At 65.6% G+C, this 14,769-nt stretch carries 15 protein-coding genes; 6 read left to right on the top strand and 9 right to left on the bottom strand.

Annotation, left to right across the window (positions count from 1 at the left end):
* Positions 1-95 precede the first annotated feature (95 nt).
* From F8O08_RS03055 to F8O08_RS03040, 4 genes are all read left to right on the top strand, one after another.
* Complete coding sequence (locus F8O08_RS03055) at positions 96-413, top strand: hypothetical protein (RefSeq protein ID WP_158038304.1); 318 nt, start codon at positions 96-98, stop codon at positions 411-413.
* Between the two features lie 185 nt (positions 414-598).
* Positions 599-2,296 carry an alpha/beta hydrolase gene (locus F8O08_RS03050; protein WP_192497698.1) on the top strand — a complete coding sequence of 566 codons (1,698 nt, stop codon included), beginning with the start codon at positions 599-601 and terminating at the stop codon, positions 2,294-2,296.
* Positions 2,297-2,328: 32 nt separating this feature from the next.
* Positions 2,329-3,192 carry a hypothetical protein gene (locus tag F8O08_RS03045; protein ID WP_158042501.1) on the top strand — a complete coding sequence of 288 codons (864 nt, stop codon included), beginning with the start codon at positions 2,329-2,331 and terminating at the stop codon, positions 3,190-3,192.
* Between the two features lie 53 nt (positions 3,193-3,245).
* A complete protein-coding gene (locus F8O08_RS03040) occupies positions 3,246-4,070 on the top strand; it encodes a hypothetical protein (protein ID WP_158038307.1) in 825 nt (274 codons plus the stop codon).
* 4 nt (positions 4,071-4,074) lie between these two features.
* Here F8O08_RS03040 and F8O08_RS03035 read toward each other — a convergent pair whose 3' ends face one another.
* From F8O08_RS03035 to F8O08_RS02995, 9 genes are all read right to left on the bottom strand, one after another.
* Positions 4,075-4,521, bottom strand: coding sequence for an NUDIX hydrolase (locus F8O08_RS03035; RefSeq protein ID WP_158038308.1), 447 nt, complete (start codon positions 4,519-4,521; stop codon positions 4,075-4,077).
* Positions 4,522-4,655: 134 nt separating this feature from the next.
* The gene (gene mutM / locus F8O08_RS03030) at positions 4,656-5,561 is read right to left on the bottom strand and encodes a bifunctional DNA-formamidopyrimidine glycosylase/DNA-(apurinic or apyrimidinic site) lyase (protein WP_158042500.1); all 906 of its coding nucleotides are present in this window, start codon (positions 5,559-5,561) and stop codon (positions 4,656-4,658) included.
* Positions 5,554-6,261, bottom strand: coding sequence for a ribonuclease III (rnc, locus tag F8O08_RS03025; protein WP_158038310.1), 708 nt, complete (start codon positions 6,259-6,261; stop codon positions 5,554-5,556). The genes mutM and rnc overlap by 8 nt, the downstream gene beginning before the upstream one ends.
* An 18-nt stretch (positions 6,262-6,279) precedes the next feature.
* The gene (rpmF, locus tag F8O08_RS03020; RefSeq protein ID WP_158031007.1) at positions 6,280-6,483 is read right to left on the bottom strand and encodes a 50S ribosomal protein L32; all 204 of its coding nucleotides are present in this window, start codon (positions 6,481-6,483) and stop codon (positions 6,280-6,282) included.
* A gap of 6 nt (positions 6,484-6,489) precedes the next feature.
* Positions 6,490-7,050 carry a YceD family protein gene (locus tag F8O08_RS03015; RefSeq protein ID WP_158031006.1) on the bottom strand — a complete coding sequence of 187 codons (561 nt, stop codon included), beginning with the start codon at positions 7,048-7,050 and terminating at the stop codon, positions 6,490-6,492.
* Between the two features lie 44 nt (positions 7,051-7,094).
* Positions 7,095-9,116 (bottom strand): acetate--CoA ligase, encoded by a 2,022-nt coding sequence (gene acs / locus F8O08_RS03010; protein ID WP_158042499.1) that lies wholly within the window; start codon positions 9,114-9,116, stop codon positions 7,095-7,097.
* A gap of 239 nt (positions 9,117-9,355) precedes the next feature.
* Complete coding sequence (gene dinB / locus F8O08_RS03005; RefSeq protein ID WP_158042498.1) at positions 9,356-10,609, bottom strand: DNA polymerase IV; 1,254 nt, start codon at positions 10,607-10,609, stop codon at positions 9,356-9,358.
* A 67-nt stretch (positions 10,610-10,676) separates the two neighbouring features.
* Positions 10,677-11,168, bottom strand: a complete 492-nt coding sequence (coaD, locus tag F8O08_RS03000) for a pantetheine-phosphate adenylyltransferase (protein WP_158031003.1) — start codon at positions 11,166-11,168, stop codon at positions 10,677-10,679.
* Positions 11,169-11,313: 145 nt separating this feature from the next.
* Positions 11,314-13,575: an ATP-dependent DNA helicase RecG gene (locus F8O08_RS02995; protein ID WP_158042497.1), complete on the bottom strand. Its 2,262-nt coding sequence runs from the start codon at positions 13,573-13,575 to the stop codon at positions 11,314-11,316.
* 50 nt (positions 13,576-13,625) lie between these two features.
* On the opposite strand from F8O08_RS02995, the gene F8O08_RS02990 reads away from it, so the two are divergent.
* Both F8O08_RS02990 and F8O08_RS02985 read left to right on the top strand, forming a co-directional pair.
* Positions 13,626-14,216 carry an RsmD family RNA methyltransferase gene (locus F8O08_RS02990; RefSeq protein WP_158042496.1) on the top strand — a complete coding sequence of 197 codons (591 nt, stop codon included), beginning with the start codon at positions 13,626-13,628 and terminating at the stop codon, positions 14,214-14,216.
* 106 nt (positions 14,217-14,322) lie between these two features.
* Positions 14,323-14,766 carry a DUF3515 family protein gene (locus F8O08_RS02985; protein WP_158042495.1) on the top strand — a complete coding sequence of 148 codons (444 nt, stop codon included), beginning with the start codon at positions 14,323-14,325 and terminating at the stop codon, positions 14,764-14,766.
* Positions 14,767-14,769 lie beyond the last annotated feature (3 nt).

The raw sequence follows: 14,769 nt of genomic DNA, 5'->3' as shown, positions 1-14,769 counted from the left end.
GCTGCCGCACTCGAGCAGGTCGACCAGGATCTCGCCTCGAAGATCGGCTGAGCGGCTCGACGCAGACGAGTTCGTTGGTTTCTGGGGGGGTCATTATGACGGTTGCGATGCTGCGCCTCGATCATGCCGTGCTCAGCGACGTGAGCGCACGGTTGTCTGCCTGCAGCGCAGAGCCTGCGCTGAGCGCGCTGCGCCATATCGTCACGGCCGAGGGCGTTGACTACGGTGACGCAGATGTGCAGGCAGCGCTGTCAGACGCCGGCTGTGCGCTGTCTCAAGCCGCAGTCGTCGTCTACGAGGGCACCGGCTATGGCAGCACTGCGGCGGCTCGAATCTCGTCTGGCGTCATTGATGCCGACATGGCAGCAGGGCTGGCTGCCGACCAGCTTTCTCGCGGTGGCGGTGGCATGTGATCAGTGTTGACGTGGTGTTGACCGGGGATCATCCAGGGCGTGGTGATGCTGCCGGGATCGACGGTCTGGCACGACATCTGCAGTCGCAGGGCTCTGCTGTGCGTGATGTGTCTGAGCGTGTCGGCGGGGCGATCGGTGCTCTCAATGGGCAGTCGTCGTCAGCGTGCGATCGGCTGGGCATGCTGTTGACTCGACCACGCGATCTCGCATCGCATCTGGCAGATGCGGCGGATGCTGTGGCTGTGGCCCTGCGAGACTACGGCGAACGTGTGCGGCAGGCACGTTCGCGCGGTGACGCCGTGCGCGACCGAGTCTCTGATCTGCTGCGCCAAGTGGATTCCTGCGCGTTCCGGTTGCAGGCATGCGGCGTGCTGGTGTCGAGCAGTGACTGGCATGCGCCTGCGTCGGCGATGATCAGCCCGGTGCCCGGGGTCGCAGCGGATGCGACCATAGAGCAGCAGCGCGCCCACGACCAAGCCGTCGGCAGGGCAGATCAGGCTCGCAAAGTGATCGCTCAATGGCAGCGAGTAGAATTCGACATTCAGCAAGAGATCGCCGCCTGGCAGCACCTGCAGGCCGAACGTGCCACAACCAATCAGACCATGGCCGCCCGCGTTCGTGGCATCAACCTCGTCGCCCAGGTCGGGCAGACCCCGTACGGCAACGGCCTCGTCACCATGCGCGCCACCTACGGCTGGGCCGAAGACACGCAAGCAGCCACCGCGTATCTCACACAGATCAGCGGCGCTCCCGCCGACGTCGCCCGCTACTGGAACACACTCGACGACCACACCAAACAGACGCTCGTCGACGCCGACCCCGACCTGATCGGCAACCTCGAAGGCGTCGAATACCGATGGCGCGACGTGGCCAACCGGGCACGCATCACACGAGACTACGAACAGGCCAAAGCCGACTACGAGGCCATGCTCAACAGCTCAGACCCAGATAAGCCGGATTGGGCCGATGTCGCAGACCGCCTCGCGAAGTATGAGGCTCTGTACCATCTGATCACTGACGAATCGTCATCCCAGAGCGCGCAGGTCGCATTCTACGACCCCAGCGACCGGCAGAACCCCTTGGCCGCTGTGGCCAACGGTGACCTCGATCGCGCAACGACCATCAGCACACTCGTACAGGGCATGGGTTCCAGCGTACGCAGCGTCGAAGGCGCCTTTCGCGCACTGAGCGGGTTCACAAACGCCGCCCGTGGAAATGTGGGAGTGGTGTGGAACGGATATGAGTCCCCAACACCTGCAACGGTATTGGAGAATGGATATGCGCAGAGTGGCGGCGAACAACTGGCTGCATGGCTAACTGAACTCCACCATGGATATTCTCGCGCCGGAACCGCCGCCACCCCAGACAGCCGTTCACCTGCAGTGTTGAACGTCGTCGCCCACTCCTACGGCACCACCGTCACAGCCTTCGCACTCAAGCTTCTTCATGAGGTGGGCTCAACAACACGCGTGCACGACTTCGTATCTCTCGGCTCGGCTGGTCTTCCCGACGGGGTGACGAATACAACACAGCTCGCCGCCGACACGGTCTACGCCACACAGGCCGACCAAGACCATGTCGCTGAATGGGGGCGCCCCGCTCCCGGAGCGCACAGCGAGAACCCGGTCGAAGACGTTGAAGGTGTTCGAGTGTTCTCATCCGAAGCAGACCCTGCACAAGGCACCAAAAGCGTCACCGACCATGATCTGACACCCACGGACGGAAAAGTCGCCTACCTCGACCCCGAAGCAAACTCAAGACGAGAGGCGTCGAAAGTCCTCGTTGACGGTGACGATTCGATCGGGACAGTAATGACTCGGGAAGAGATCACTCGGCAGCGACTCGCGCGTGCCTGGGATGCCTACGATCCGGACTTGGAGTGAAGACTTCCGCTGCAAGTTTGAGGAGGAACTCGATGTCCAGTCTGAGACGATTGTGCGCCTTAGTAGCATCACTCGTAGGGTGCGCCCTGTTGGTGGGGTGTTCGTCGCTGCCGCTGTATTCGGCGCCGAAGACCTATGCGCAGCCTGAAGGGGTCTGGGCTGACCCTGCCGATGCGAAGGTCGAAGCGTTCCGTCTGATCGACCTGATGCAGGACGCCGTCGGATACGTCCCCGTCAACACCTGGGAAGCACCATTCACTATCACCCCGTATTCGACCAGATGCGAGTCATCAGCAGGAACATTCGTCATGCGCGCATCGGGCGTGCGTGCGCAACAGATCCCGGATTCCATGCGTGACACGACCGCAGTACACGGATGGGCGATCATCGATCACATCGCCGCAGCACTCGACGCAGCCGGATACGGACCCGTGCAAATCCAGGGAGCTCGCGACGGCAACGGCGACAACCTCAGCCACGACGGCGCCGACACCGCTGCTGCAATCGCAGAACGAGACGACGGGCTGCTCATCCTCGTGACCAACTACAGCGCCTACGTCATGCTTGAAATCTACTCGCCGTGCTACGACAAGCAGTCTGTGTCTGACGATGCTGTGTACCCGTACCCGACTTGGGACTATCAGCAGCACCCGATTCCCGGCGTCACCCATCTCGATGGGAAATACGCACCCTGGGCGGCCATCGCCACCCAACACGAACTCACCGAACAGCAGACCGAACACCTCAAACAAGAATGGGAATACTACGGCGGCGCCACCACCACACCCGCACCAGACCCCACACCACAAGACCACCAAACACCAACACCAACACCAAGCCCAAGCCCCAGCCCGACACTGGCGCCCACGGCAACATCCACCCCTCGCAGACCATGACCCACACCCAACAGCCACGCCCTCGCACAGCATCACTACTCACCAGTATCACCATGGCGTGCGCCCTGTTGGTGGGGTGCTCGTCGCTGCCGCTGTATTCGGCTCCGAAGACCTATGCCCAGCCTGAAGGGGTCTGGGCTGACCCTGCCGATGCGAAGGTCGAAGCGTTCCGTCTGATCGACCTGATGCAGGACGCCGTCGGATACGTCCCCGTCAACACCTGGGAAGCACCGTTCACTATCACCCCGTATTCGACCAGATGCGAGTCATCAGCAGGAACATTCGTCATGCGCGCGTCGGGCGTGCGGGCGCAGCAGATCCCGGATTCCATGCGCGACACGACCGCAGTACACGGATGGGCGATCATCGACCGCATCGCCGCCGCCCTCGACGCAGCCGGATACGGACCCGTCAACATCCGCGGCACCCGCGACGGCAACGGCGACGACCTCAGCCACGACGGCGACGACTTGGCCAGTGGCCTTATGGAGCACGAAGACGGGTTATTAATCAAGTTCGTCAATTTCGGCTCCGATATTGAGTTCACAATCGCCTCTCCCTGCTACGACAAGCAGTCTGTGTCTGACGATGCTGTGTACCCGTACCCGACTTGGGACTATCAGCAGCACCCGATTCCCGGAGTCACCCATCTCGATGGGAAATACGCACCCTGGGCGGCCATCGCCACCCAACACGAACTCACCGAACAACAAACAGAACACCTCAAACAAGAATGGGAATACTACGGCGGCGCCACCACCACACCCGCACCAGACCCCACACCACAGGACCACCAAACACCAACACCAACACCAAGCCCAAGCCCCAGCCCGACACTGGCACCCGCGGCAACTTCCAGCCCGAGGCCCGAAAACTGACGAGCTATCGCTGGCCAGCGCGCTCGGCTGCGATCGGCAACAGCACGTCGCGGCTCAACGGAGCAACCTCCACACCCGGCCGTGCCGGATCTGCCCAGACGACCTCGGCGATCTCTCGATGCGCGCAGAGGGCTGCAGCATCGCCGAAAGGAGTTCGAACGAAGTAGGCGTCAGCGTCGACACGCGTGTGATCCTCGTTCAGCGCAGGGGCATCGAATCGCCCAAGATGTTCGAGATCACTGGGGTCTAGGGTCAGGCCCAGCTCCTCCCCGACCTCCCGCACGACTGCCTGCAGTGGCGTCTCGCCAGGTTCGAGTTTGCCGCCGCACTGCATGAAACCAGTCGTGCCTCGTTTGCGCACGAGCAGGGTGCGGCCAGCGCTGTCGTTAAGCACCATCGCAGCGATGCGCAGCACGTGTTCCTGGTCGTGATTCTCAGCTTTGTCGTTCATGGCTTTCCTCTTTCTATAGAAGCTCTGCAGCGAGGTCAGGTGCAGCAGCGCAAGAGTGACTGATCCGCACAGAAGTGCTTACCACCGGCACTCTAGCGCTGAAATCCGCAGGTACTGGCACTCCCCGCTCGGTCTCACCTCAGCCGCTGGCAGTACGTGCACAGATGCGAATGCCGATTCATGAACGCCACGCGCTTGATCGGCCTCCCGCACCGCGGGCACGGCTGCCCGGTCTGACCATAGGCGCTCAGTTCGATGGCGAAGTACCCCGACTCCCCGTTCACATGCTTGTACTGCTCGTCGAAGCTCGTGCCGCCGACGGCGACCGCCCGACGCAGCACCGCGACCACCGCATCCACCAGACGCAGCGCACGCGCCTGACTCAGCGAGTCGGCCGGCTGTTCGGGGTGCACCCGCGCTGCCCAGAGCGATTCGTCGGCATAGATGTTGCCGATTCCCGAGACGGTGGTCTGGTCGAGCAGCACGCGCTTCACAGCCGACCGGTGACGTCGGATGCTGCGCGCCAGCCGTGCACGATCGAAACCGGCTTCGAGCGGGTCGGGTGCGATATGCGCGGCCTGCCGCGGCACGAGACCACGCAACGCGAACCGGTCGGCGACGAGGACGTCGACCGCCAGCGACCCGAAGAGACGCTGATCGTGAAAGCTCAGCTCGCGGCGTCGGCCCGACTCAACGACCGTGTCGATGCGGATGCGCTCATGTCGCAGCGGCGGCGCGTCAGCAGACAGGTCGTGGGCGAGCAGCTGCCCGCTCATGCCCAAGTGCGCCAGCAGCGCGGGCGGCGGGGCCGATTCGACTGAGGATGCGTCAGCGAGTTCCAGCGGAATCCAGAGGAATTTGCCACGTCGCTGCGGCTGCCCGAGGTGCGCGCCGATCAAGGTCTGGATGAAGTCTTGGCTGTCGCCGGGATGGCGTTTCAGCGAACGCTCGTCGAAGACGCGAACCGCGTCGATTCGATGGCCGGCGAAGAGATGCTCGATGCCGAGGCGAACCGTCTCGACTTCTGGAAGCTCAGGCATCCGCTTTCTTGAGCTCGGCGTCGGTGATGCACTTCCAGGCGTTGAAGGCCGCGGCCATCTCGGCCTGCTTCTTGCTGGTGCCTTCGCCGTCGCCCTTCACCGTGTCGCCGCAGTGCACGCTCGCGGCCCAGCGACGCTCATGGTCGGGGCCCGTCGACGAGACGGTGTAGACGGGAAATGGCAGACCGTGCTCTGATGCGGATTCCTGCAGAGTGGTCTTGGGATCCATGCGCGCCGCCAGCGTCTCGATGCGCGGCAGCAGCGGTGAGAGCAGGCAGAGCACGAACGGCCGTGCCTTCTCGAGCCCACCGGTCAGGTAGGTGGCGCCGATCAGCGACTCGACCATGTCGGCCAGCAGAGAGGCCTTGTGGTGACCGCCGGTCAGCTCTTCGCCGCGCCCCAGCAGCAGGTAGCCGCCGATGCCGCGGTCTTCTGCGATGAACGAGAGCGCATTCGTGCTGACGATCGCAGCACGACGCCGCGAGAGCTCCCCCTCAGAGAGGTCTGGGAACTCGTGGAACAGCAGGTCTGTCGCAACCAGCTGCAGCACGGAGTCGCCGAGAAACTCCAAGCGCTCATTGGTTGGCAGACCGCCGTTCTCGAATGCGTACGACCGATGGGTCAGTGCGCGCGTGAGATAGGGCTCGTCGATCTGCACATCGAGCCGCTCCAGCAGCTCGACTTTGTCACTCTCGTTCACCGCTTGCTCCGCGTATGACTACGCGTCAGCGACCTTGCGACCCTTGTACTCGAAGTAGAGCGGGGTGCCGGCGGAGTCTTCGACGACCTTCGCGCGGTGCGGCAGGCTGTAGACGACCTTGCCGTTCTCGACGGTCTTGACGAGGTTGGGCACCTCGGCCTTCCACTGTGAGCGGCGGCTACGGGTGTTGCTGCGTGAGAGCTTGCGCTTTGGCACTGCCATGATCGATCATTCCTTCTCTGAATCGGCACGCGACGACGACGCGTCGTTCGGTAACTGAGCCAGTTTACCCAGATCTGCCCATCGTGGATCGATTTCGTCTGCGACAGCAGGCTCGATCGGGTCTCCGATGGAGTAGATCTCGGCAGCAGGCTCGTCTCCCACTGGTTTCAGAGGAAGATTCAGAACGATCGCATCGCGGATGCTCTGGCTGAGGTCGACATGTTCGTTCTGCAGAACCTGGATCTCGCCGTCGCCGTCATCGCGTGTTAAAGCTGCTTCTGAATCAGGATACGCGAAAAGGTCACGGAATTCGACTTCATCACGCCAAGACAGCGGCTCGAGCGTGCGCGAAGACTCCCCCACCACCTCGAAATCGATCGTGGCGGTGACCAGAATGCCCTCGTGCACCGACTCGAGTCGCAGATCTGCCTCGATGGGCGACCCTTCGGTCACCCGTGCCAGGCCGACGCCCAGATCGGCCTCTGCCGGCACCGTCACCTGCAGGCTGCGCATCGCGCCGGGTTTGCCGACCAGGTCATGAACGTTGATGAGATAGGGGTTCGCCATGGTGCCCAAGTCTAGACCAGCGCGAGGCAGCAGCTCTGCGACGTTCAGCCGTTCGTCGCCTGCACCTGTTCGGCGATCGAGGTGATCACCTTGGGGTCGGCCACGGTCGTGGTGTCGCCGATCAACCGGCCCTCGGCCAGATCTCGCAGCACTCGTCTGATGATCTTTCCCGACCTCGTCTTCGGCAGGTCGTTCACGATGTAGACCCGCTTGGGCCGGGCGATCGCGCCGATCTGCTGCGCGACGTGCTGCCGCAGCTCAGCCGGAGCATCTGCCGTCGAGACCAGCTGCTGGTTGCGTTTGAGCACCACGAAGGCGATCACGGCCTCACCGGTGTTCTCGTCGGCCACCCCGACCACGCCGGCCTCGGCGACCGCATGATGACCCACCAGTGCTGACTCGATCTCGGCTGTCGACAGGCGGTGCCCTGAGACGTTCATCACGTCGTCGACCCGACCGAGCAGCCAGATGTCGCCGTCGTCGTCGTACCGGGCGCCGTCTCCGGCGAAGTACCGATCGCCGAACGTCGCCCAGTAGGTGTCGACGTAGCGGCGGTCGTCACCCCAGATGCCGCGCAGCATCGAGGGCCACGGCCGATTGGCGACGAGCAGCCCGCCGTTGCCGTTGCCCACCGGGGCGCCACTGTCGTCGACCACGCCGAGACTGACGCCGGGCACCGCCTTCTGCGCACTGCCCGGCTTCATGGTCGTGACGCCGGGCAGCGGCGACGCCATGATCGCGCCCGTCTCGGTCTGCCACCAGGTGTCGACGATCGGCGCCGCGTTCGAGCCCACCACCTCGCGATACCAGAGCCAGGCCTCGGGGTTGATCGGCTCGCCCACGCTGCCCAGCAGACGGATGCTGCTGAGGTCATGATCGAGCACGACCTGCCGCCCGACCCGCATGAATGCGCGAATCGCCGTCGGCGCGGTGTACAGCGTGGTCACCCCGTACCGCTCGACGATCTGCCACCAGCGACCCCAGGTCGGCGTCTCGGGCGTGCCCTCGTACATCACCTGGGTGGCCCCGTTGACCAGCGGGCCGTAGACGAGATAGCTGTGCCCGGTGATCCAGCCCACGTCGGCCGTACACCAGAACACGTCGGTCTCAGGCTTCAGGTCGAAGACGACCCGATGCGTGAACGAGGTCTGTGTGAGGTAGCCGCCCGTGGTGTGCAGAATGCCTTTGGGGCGCCCAGTGGTGCCGCTCGTGTAGAGAATGAAGAGCGGGTTCTCGGCGGGAAAGCCCTGTGCCTCGTGTTCGGCGGATGCTGTGGCGACGGTGTCGTGCCACCAGAGATCCCGCCCGTCGGTCCAGTCGACGTCGTTCTCGCCTCGACGCACGACGAGCACGTGCTCGACGCTGTGCCGCCGCTCCGGGTGCAGGCCGAGCGCGGCATCCACCGTCGGTTTCAGCGGCGAGACCCGCCCCTTGCGCCAGCCGCCGTCGGCAGTGACCACCAGCCGCGCCTCGCAGTCGTCGATTCGAGCCCGCAGACTGTCGGCGCTGAACCCGCCGAAGATGACGGAGTGGATGGCGCCGACGCGGGCGATGGCCAGCAGCGTCGCGACGGTCTCGGGAATCATCGGCAGATACACTGCGACCCGATCGCCCTGCCCGATGCCGAGCGCGGTGAGCACGTTCGCGGCGCGCTTCACCTCATCGAGCAGCTGGGCATAGGTGATCGTTCGTCGATCGCCCGGCTCTCCCTCCCAGTGCAGCGCGACTCGGTCGCCGTTGCCTGCGATCACGTGCCGGTCGAGCGCGTTGTACGAAGCGTTGATCTCGCCGTCGTCGAACCATTTCGCAAAGGGCGGGCTGCTCCAGTCGAGCGTGCGGGTGAACGGCTTGTGCCAGTGCAGCGTACGAGCGCGGTCAGCCCAGAACGCCTCTGGATCGGCCTCGGCCTGCAGGTAGACGTCTGCGGTGCAGTTCGCCTGTGCAGCGAACGCCTGATTGGGAGGAAACCGATCGACGAGATCGAGATGGTGGCTTTCGATGACGCCATGCTGGTCGGTGATGAAGATGCGGTTGATCTGAGCCGTCGCTGGTGCTGGTTCGTTCATGGGCCCTCCTCGTTGAGCGCTCCACGGTGCCGAGCGGTGCCCGAAGTCGGTTCGTCTCTCACCTCGAACGGCCCCATTGCCGTCAGAGACGAATCCGGTTCGCGACACCACACCGTGATGGGTAGCTGTCAGACTAACGCAGCGCCCCGAGCGCACCACACGTGAGAACGGTGTTGCAGCGAGAAGAAATGCATTCCTGCACGCCTGGCGAAGAACCGAGGTTCTGCCGGCCGGCTCGCTCAGTGATCGGCTGTCGGCCCGTCACGACGCATCAGGCGAGCCGGGCGCACCGCACCGGGGCCGAACCGGTCGACCACGGCGTCTACCGCCTGATCGGTGACACGCCACTGGTCGTCGTCGCTCCACAACGCGGTCTCGGCGCCGTCGGCTCCGACCGGCGCGAGCTGTTCGAGCCGCACGCCGATCAGTCGAATGGCGCTGTTGGCCATGCCCGACTCGTCGAAGAGACGCCAAGCGGTCTCGAACACTGTGCGACCGGTCTGCGTGGGCTCGCGCAGCGTCTGCGAGCGGGTCACCGTGTGAAACGCGGCATCGCGCACCTTGATCGCCACGGTGCGCGCCACGGTGTGATGCCTGCGCGCTCGGGCGCAGGTGCGTTCGGCCAGATCGAGCACGGCTGATCGCAGCCGGTCGCGACCCTCGTTCGTCGCCGCGTCGATGTCGTCGTCGAAGGTGCGTTCGTGCCCGATCGACTTCTCAACGCGGCCGGGACTGACCGGTCGTCCGTCTCGACCGTGGGCGAGCTCGCGCAGACGCGTGCCTTGGGCGACGCCGACCGCGCGCAGGAGCACCTGTTCGGGGGCCTGCGCCAGATCGGCGACCGTCATCAGCCCGAGACGCTGCAGCTTCTCGGCGGTGCGACCGCCCACACCGGGCAGCGCGCCGACCTCGAGCGGTGCGAGAAAGGCCAGCGTCTGGCCAGCGGGCACGATGAGCATGCCGTCGGGCTTCGCCATGCCAGAGGCGAGCTTCGCGACGAACTTCGATGTGGCGACGCCGACCGAACAGTGCAGCCCGGTGGCCGCGAACACTTCGCCGCGAATGCGCTCGGCGATCTGGCCAGCCGACCCGAACAGCCGCTGAGCACCTCGCACGTCAAGATAGGCCTCGTCGACGCTGACCTGCTCGACCAACGGGGTGAAGCGCTGCAGCACCTGCATGACCGTGGCCGACGCGGTGCGGTAGCTCTCGAAGTGCGGTTCGATCAGCACGGCGCGTGGGCAGAGCTGCCGGGCACGGGCCAGCGGCATCGCCGAGTGGATGCCATAGCGGCGGGCCTCGTAGGTCGCCGTCGTGATGATGGATCGCGGCCCATCGTGGGCGACGATCACCGGAAGGCCGTGCAGATCGGGCCGTTCGAGCAGTTCGACGCTCGCGAAGAAGGCGTCCATGTCGATGTGCAGAATGTGTGCGGTGCCGTCGTCGACCGACGCGTCTGAGACGCGACGGTGCGAGCCGTCCTGTCTGCTCACCGACGGCCTTGGTCAGGCAGACTCGTCCGGCTCGGTCGTTGATCTCTGCAAGCGCTCTCGAACCGGCTCACTGCTGCCTCGAATGTTCGCGATAGTGGCGCGCGACCGGCTCGGGCACGTACGGAGAGACGTCACCGCCGAAGTCGGCGAGTGTGCGCACCAACGAGCTCGAGACGTGCGAGTGCTCGGGCTCGGGCAGCAGAAAGACCGTCTCGACCGCACCGAGGTTGCGGTTCACGATGGCCATCGGCGTCTCGTAGCTGACGTCGAGATCGCCGCGAATGCCCTTGACCAGAACGTTGGCCTGCTGCTGGTGGCAGTATTCGACAAGCAGCCCCTCAGAGAGAGTGTCGACGCGTACCTGCGTCAGGCCGGCATCGTCGAGTGCGGCGCGCAGAAACTCGACACGCTGACGCAATGAGAAGGCGGGGGTCTTCTTGGGGTTGTGCACCACGAGCGCGATGACATCGTCGAAGATGCGCGCTGCCTTGGCGAACACGTCAAGATGGCCGAGGGTCACCGGATCGAACGAGCCCGGGCATACAGCAGTCGAAGTCATGGCAACAGCGTACGCTGCACCACCGACACATACGGTCTCGGTGTCGGCCCCGGCGCCCTGGCCCCCGCTCAGGTTCGCGGCACGACCGTCTGCAGGCTGATCGCGCCGCCACGAGACAGGCCGCGAGGCAAGGCACGACGCTCTGTTACGAAGCACTCAGGTAGTGCTCGTCGGTCTCGGCGACCGCAGCGCGGATCGCGCGTTCGAGCGCCTCGGGCAGCGGCTCGCCGGTCTGCAGCTGCTCGTGAGCGGCCTGGCGTGCCTGCTCGATGATCTTGGCGTCGCGAGTGACCTGCAGCGCGCGCAGCTGCGAACGAGAGCCCGACTGTGTGGCGCCCAGCACGTCGCCCTCGCGTCGCAGACTCAGGTCGAGCTCGGCGAGTTCGAATCCGTCGGTCGTGTTCGCGACGGCGTCGATGCGCGCTCGGGTCGGCGTGCCCTCGGCTGCCGTCGTGACGAAGAGCGCCAGCGACGGATGCTCGCCTCGTCCGACGCGCCCACGCAGCTGATGCAGCTGAGCGACGCCGAAGCGGTCGGCGTCGAAGACCACCATCGCGCTGGCGTTCGGCACGTTCACGCCGACTTCGATCACCGTCGTGGCCACCAGCACGTCGAGACGACGCTCGACATAGTCGCGCATGACCTGTTCACGCTCTTCGGGCTTCATCCGGCCGTGCAGCGCCGCGACGCGCAGGTGTCTGGTCGCCGGGTGCTCGGCCAGCACGCGCAGCACCCGGTCGACGCTCCAGCGTTGCGCCGGCACGCCGGAGGCTCCGACGGCCGTGCCTGTGCCGGATGCGCCGACTGCGCCCGGTGCCGCTGCCTCGGCGTCGTCGATGAGCGGCGCGACGATGTAGCCCTGTCTGCCCTTCTCGACTTCTTCGGCCAGACGCTGCCAGACGCGCTCGATCCAGGCCGGCTTCTCGGCGAGCGGCACGACGAAGCTGGCCACCGGGCGGCGCCCGGCTGGCAGCTCGTGCAGCGACGAGATGTCGAGGTCACCGAAGACGGTCATGGCGACGGTGCGCGGAATCGGCGTGGCAGTGAGCATCAGCACATGTGGATGGTGCACGCCCTTGGCCTTCAACGCCTCGCGCTGCTCAACGCCGAAGCGATGCTGCTCGTCGACGACGACCAGCGCGAGATTCTCGAACTGCGTGGAGTCGCTCAGCAGCGCGTGCGTGCCGACGATCAGTCGTGAGCGGCCAGAGGCCACTGCCAGAGCCGCGTGACGACGTTGGGCCGTGGGCAGACTGCCGGTGATCAGCTGCGGCATCAGTCGCTGCCAGAGCTCATGCCCGAGCATGCCGTGCAGGCTCGCCAGATGCTGCGTGGCGAGCACTTCGGTGGGCGCGATGAGCGCCGCCTGCCCGGCGCCGTCAGCCGCCTGCAGCATGGCCCGCAGTGCGACGAGGGTCTTGCCCGAGCCCACCTCGCCCTGCAGCAGCCGATTCATGGGCGATCCCTGTGACAGCTCTGCGCTGATGGTCTCGCCGACGGCCCGCTGACCGGCGGTGAGGTCGAACGGCAGGATGCGGTCGAGCTCGTCGAGCATGCCGCCCGGCACGTGCGGAAACGCCTCGGCGTGCTGTGTTTCGAGCTCGGCGCGCTGACGCAGCAGTGCGGTCTGCAGCACATAGGCCTCTTCGAAGCGCGCTGAGCGCAGCCCGACGCGCAGCTGCGCATCGTCTTTCGGTCGGTGCACCGCTTCGAATGCGGCGCGTCGGTCGAGCAGCCGATGTCGGCGCCGCACGGCCTCGGGCAGCAGCTCGGGCAGATCTGCGAGACCGTCGAGCACGATGCCGATGCTGTTCGCGGTCTTCCAGCTGGGCAGGGTCGACGTGGCGGGATAGATCGGCAGCGGCTGACGTGCCCACGCGTCGGCCTGGTCGTCGGCGGCTTCGTCGACGACTGGTGCGTCTGAGGCCTCTGAGGCGTCTCCGTGATCGCGATCGGCCGTGTCCCGCCGGCGATCTGTGCCAGCGGCCGGTTCAGCGGCGAACAGCTCGTAGTCGGGGTGCGCGAGCTGCAGTGACCCGCGGTATTCTCCGATGCGCCCCGAGAACACGCCGCGCGCACCGGGCTGCAGCTCGGCGGCACGCCATGGCTGGTTGAAGAAGGTCAGGGTGAGAAAGCCCTGGCCGTCGGTGATTCGCGCCTCGGTGATCTTGCCGTGGCGTGCCCGCATCTCACGTTCGCGCGTTTCGACCACCTCGGCCACGATGGTGACCTGCTCGCCGGGGTGCAGAAACCGAATCGGGGTGAGCTCTCCGCGATGCGCATACCGACGCGGAAAGAGGCTCAGCAGATCGCCGACGGTGCGCACCTCGTATGCACGCGTGAGCGCTCGCGCGGTCTTCGCACCGAGTACCCGCTCAAGCGGGGTCTCGAGCGCGTCTGCAGGCATGCTCTCAGTGTAGAGGCACGCTGTGACACTCGCCGTGGCACAATGACCGCATGACTCGTCTGATCGCCGGCGTCGCCGGAGGCCTCTCTCTCGCGACTCCGGATTCGCGCACCCGCCCCACCACAGGTCGTACCAGAGAGGCGCTCTTCTCGCGTCTCGACGCGAGGCTCGATTTCACCGACCTGCGCGTGCTCGACCTCTACGCCGGGTCGGCGGCGCTGGGCCTCGAAGCGATCTCACGCGGAGCCGAAGAGCTCGTCGCCGTCGAGGCGGGCCGCACCGCCGCATCCGTCGCCCGTCGCAACGCACAGGCCGTCGGCGACGCGCTCGACCAGGCCTCGGCGCGACCGGCCCGCATCACCGTGGTCGAGCAGCGAGTGCAGAGCTGGCTGTCAGGTGCACCGGCCGCACACTTCGATCTCGTCTTCGTAGACCCGCCCTACGACGTCAGCACCGCCGCGCTCGAGACGCTGCTCGTCGACCTGCTGCCGGCGCTCTCGCCGCTGGCCGACGTCGTGATCGAACGCAGCTCGCGAACGCCCGATCTGCACTGGCCTGCCGGGTATGTCGGGCAGCCGCCCCGCCGCTATGGCGAGACGGTGCTGTGGTTCGGCGAGTCAGAGGATGCACGGGTAGGCTGACAGGGTGTCTGCCCGTCGAGAGAACCCGTCCGTTGCCGCTTGCGAGCGTTCAGCCGTGCGCGGCGCACCGACAGTGACCGACGCTCGCTCTCGTCGTCGGTGCTTGATGACTGCGCTGGCGTCGATCGGCGCAGTCGCTGCGCTCGCGCCCGCGCTGAGCGGATGCACCGGTACCGTTCCGATGGAGCCTGCGCCCAAAGCCGATGACCCGGCTTGCGCAGAGATTATCGTTCGTCTGCCTCCGACACTGGGCGAGCAGCAGAAGCGCCGCACCAATGCGCAGGCGACCGGGGCTTGGGGCAAGCCGGCGACGATTCTGCTGACCTGCGGGGTCGTCGAGCCAGAGGTCAGCAGCCAGAGCTGTGTGACCGTGAACGACGTCGACTGGCTCGTCGACGACACAGACGACCCGACCTACCGGTTCACCACCTATGGCCGCAGCCCGGCCACTGAACTGGTCATCGACTCGACTGCGGTGTCAGGCAACAGCGTGCTCGCCGAAATCTCGCCGGCGGTGCAGCGCATTCCTGCGACGAAGCACTGCCACTGAGGT

Origin of the sequence: Pseudoclavibacter sp. CFCC 13611 (assembly GCF_008831225.1) — a bacterium.
Classification (GTDB): Bacteria; Actinomycetota; Actinomycetes; order Actinomycetales; family Microbacteriaceae; genus Pseudoclavibacter_A.
The sequence above is the reverse complement of the archived record's forward strand: the minus strand, read 5'-3'. Positions and strand labels throughout refer to the sequence as shown.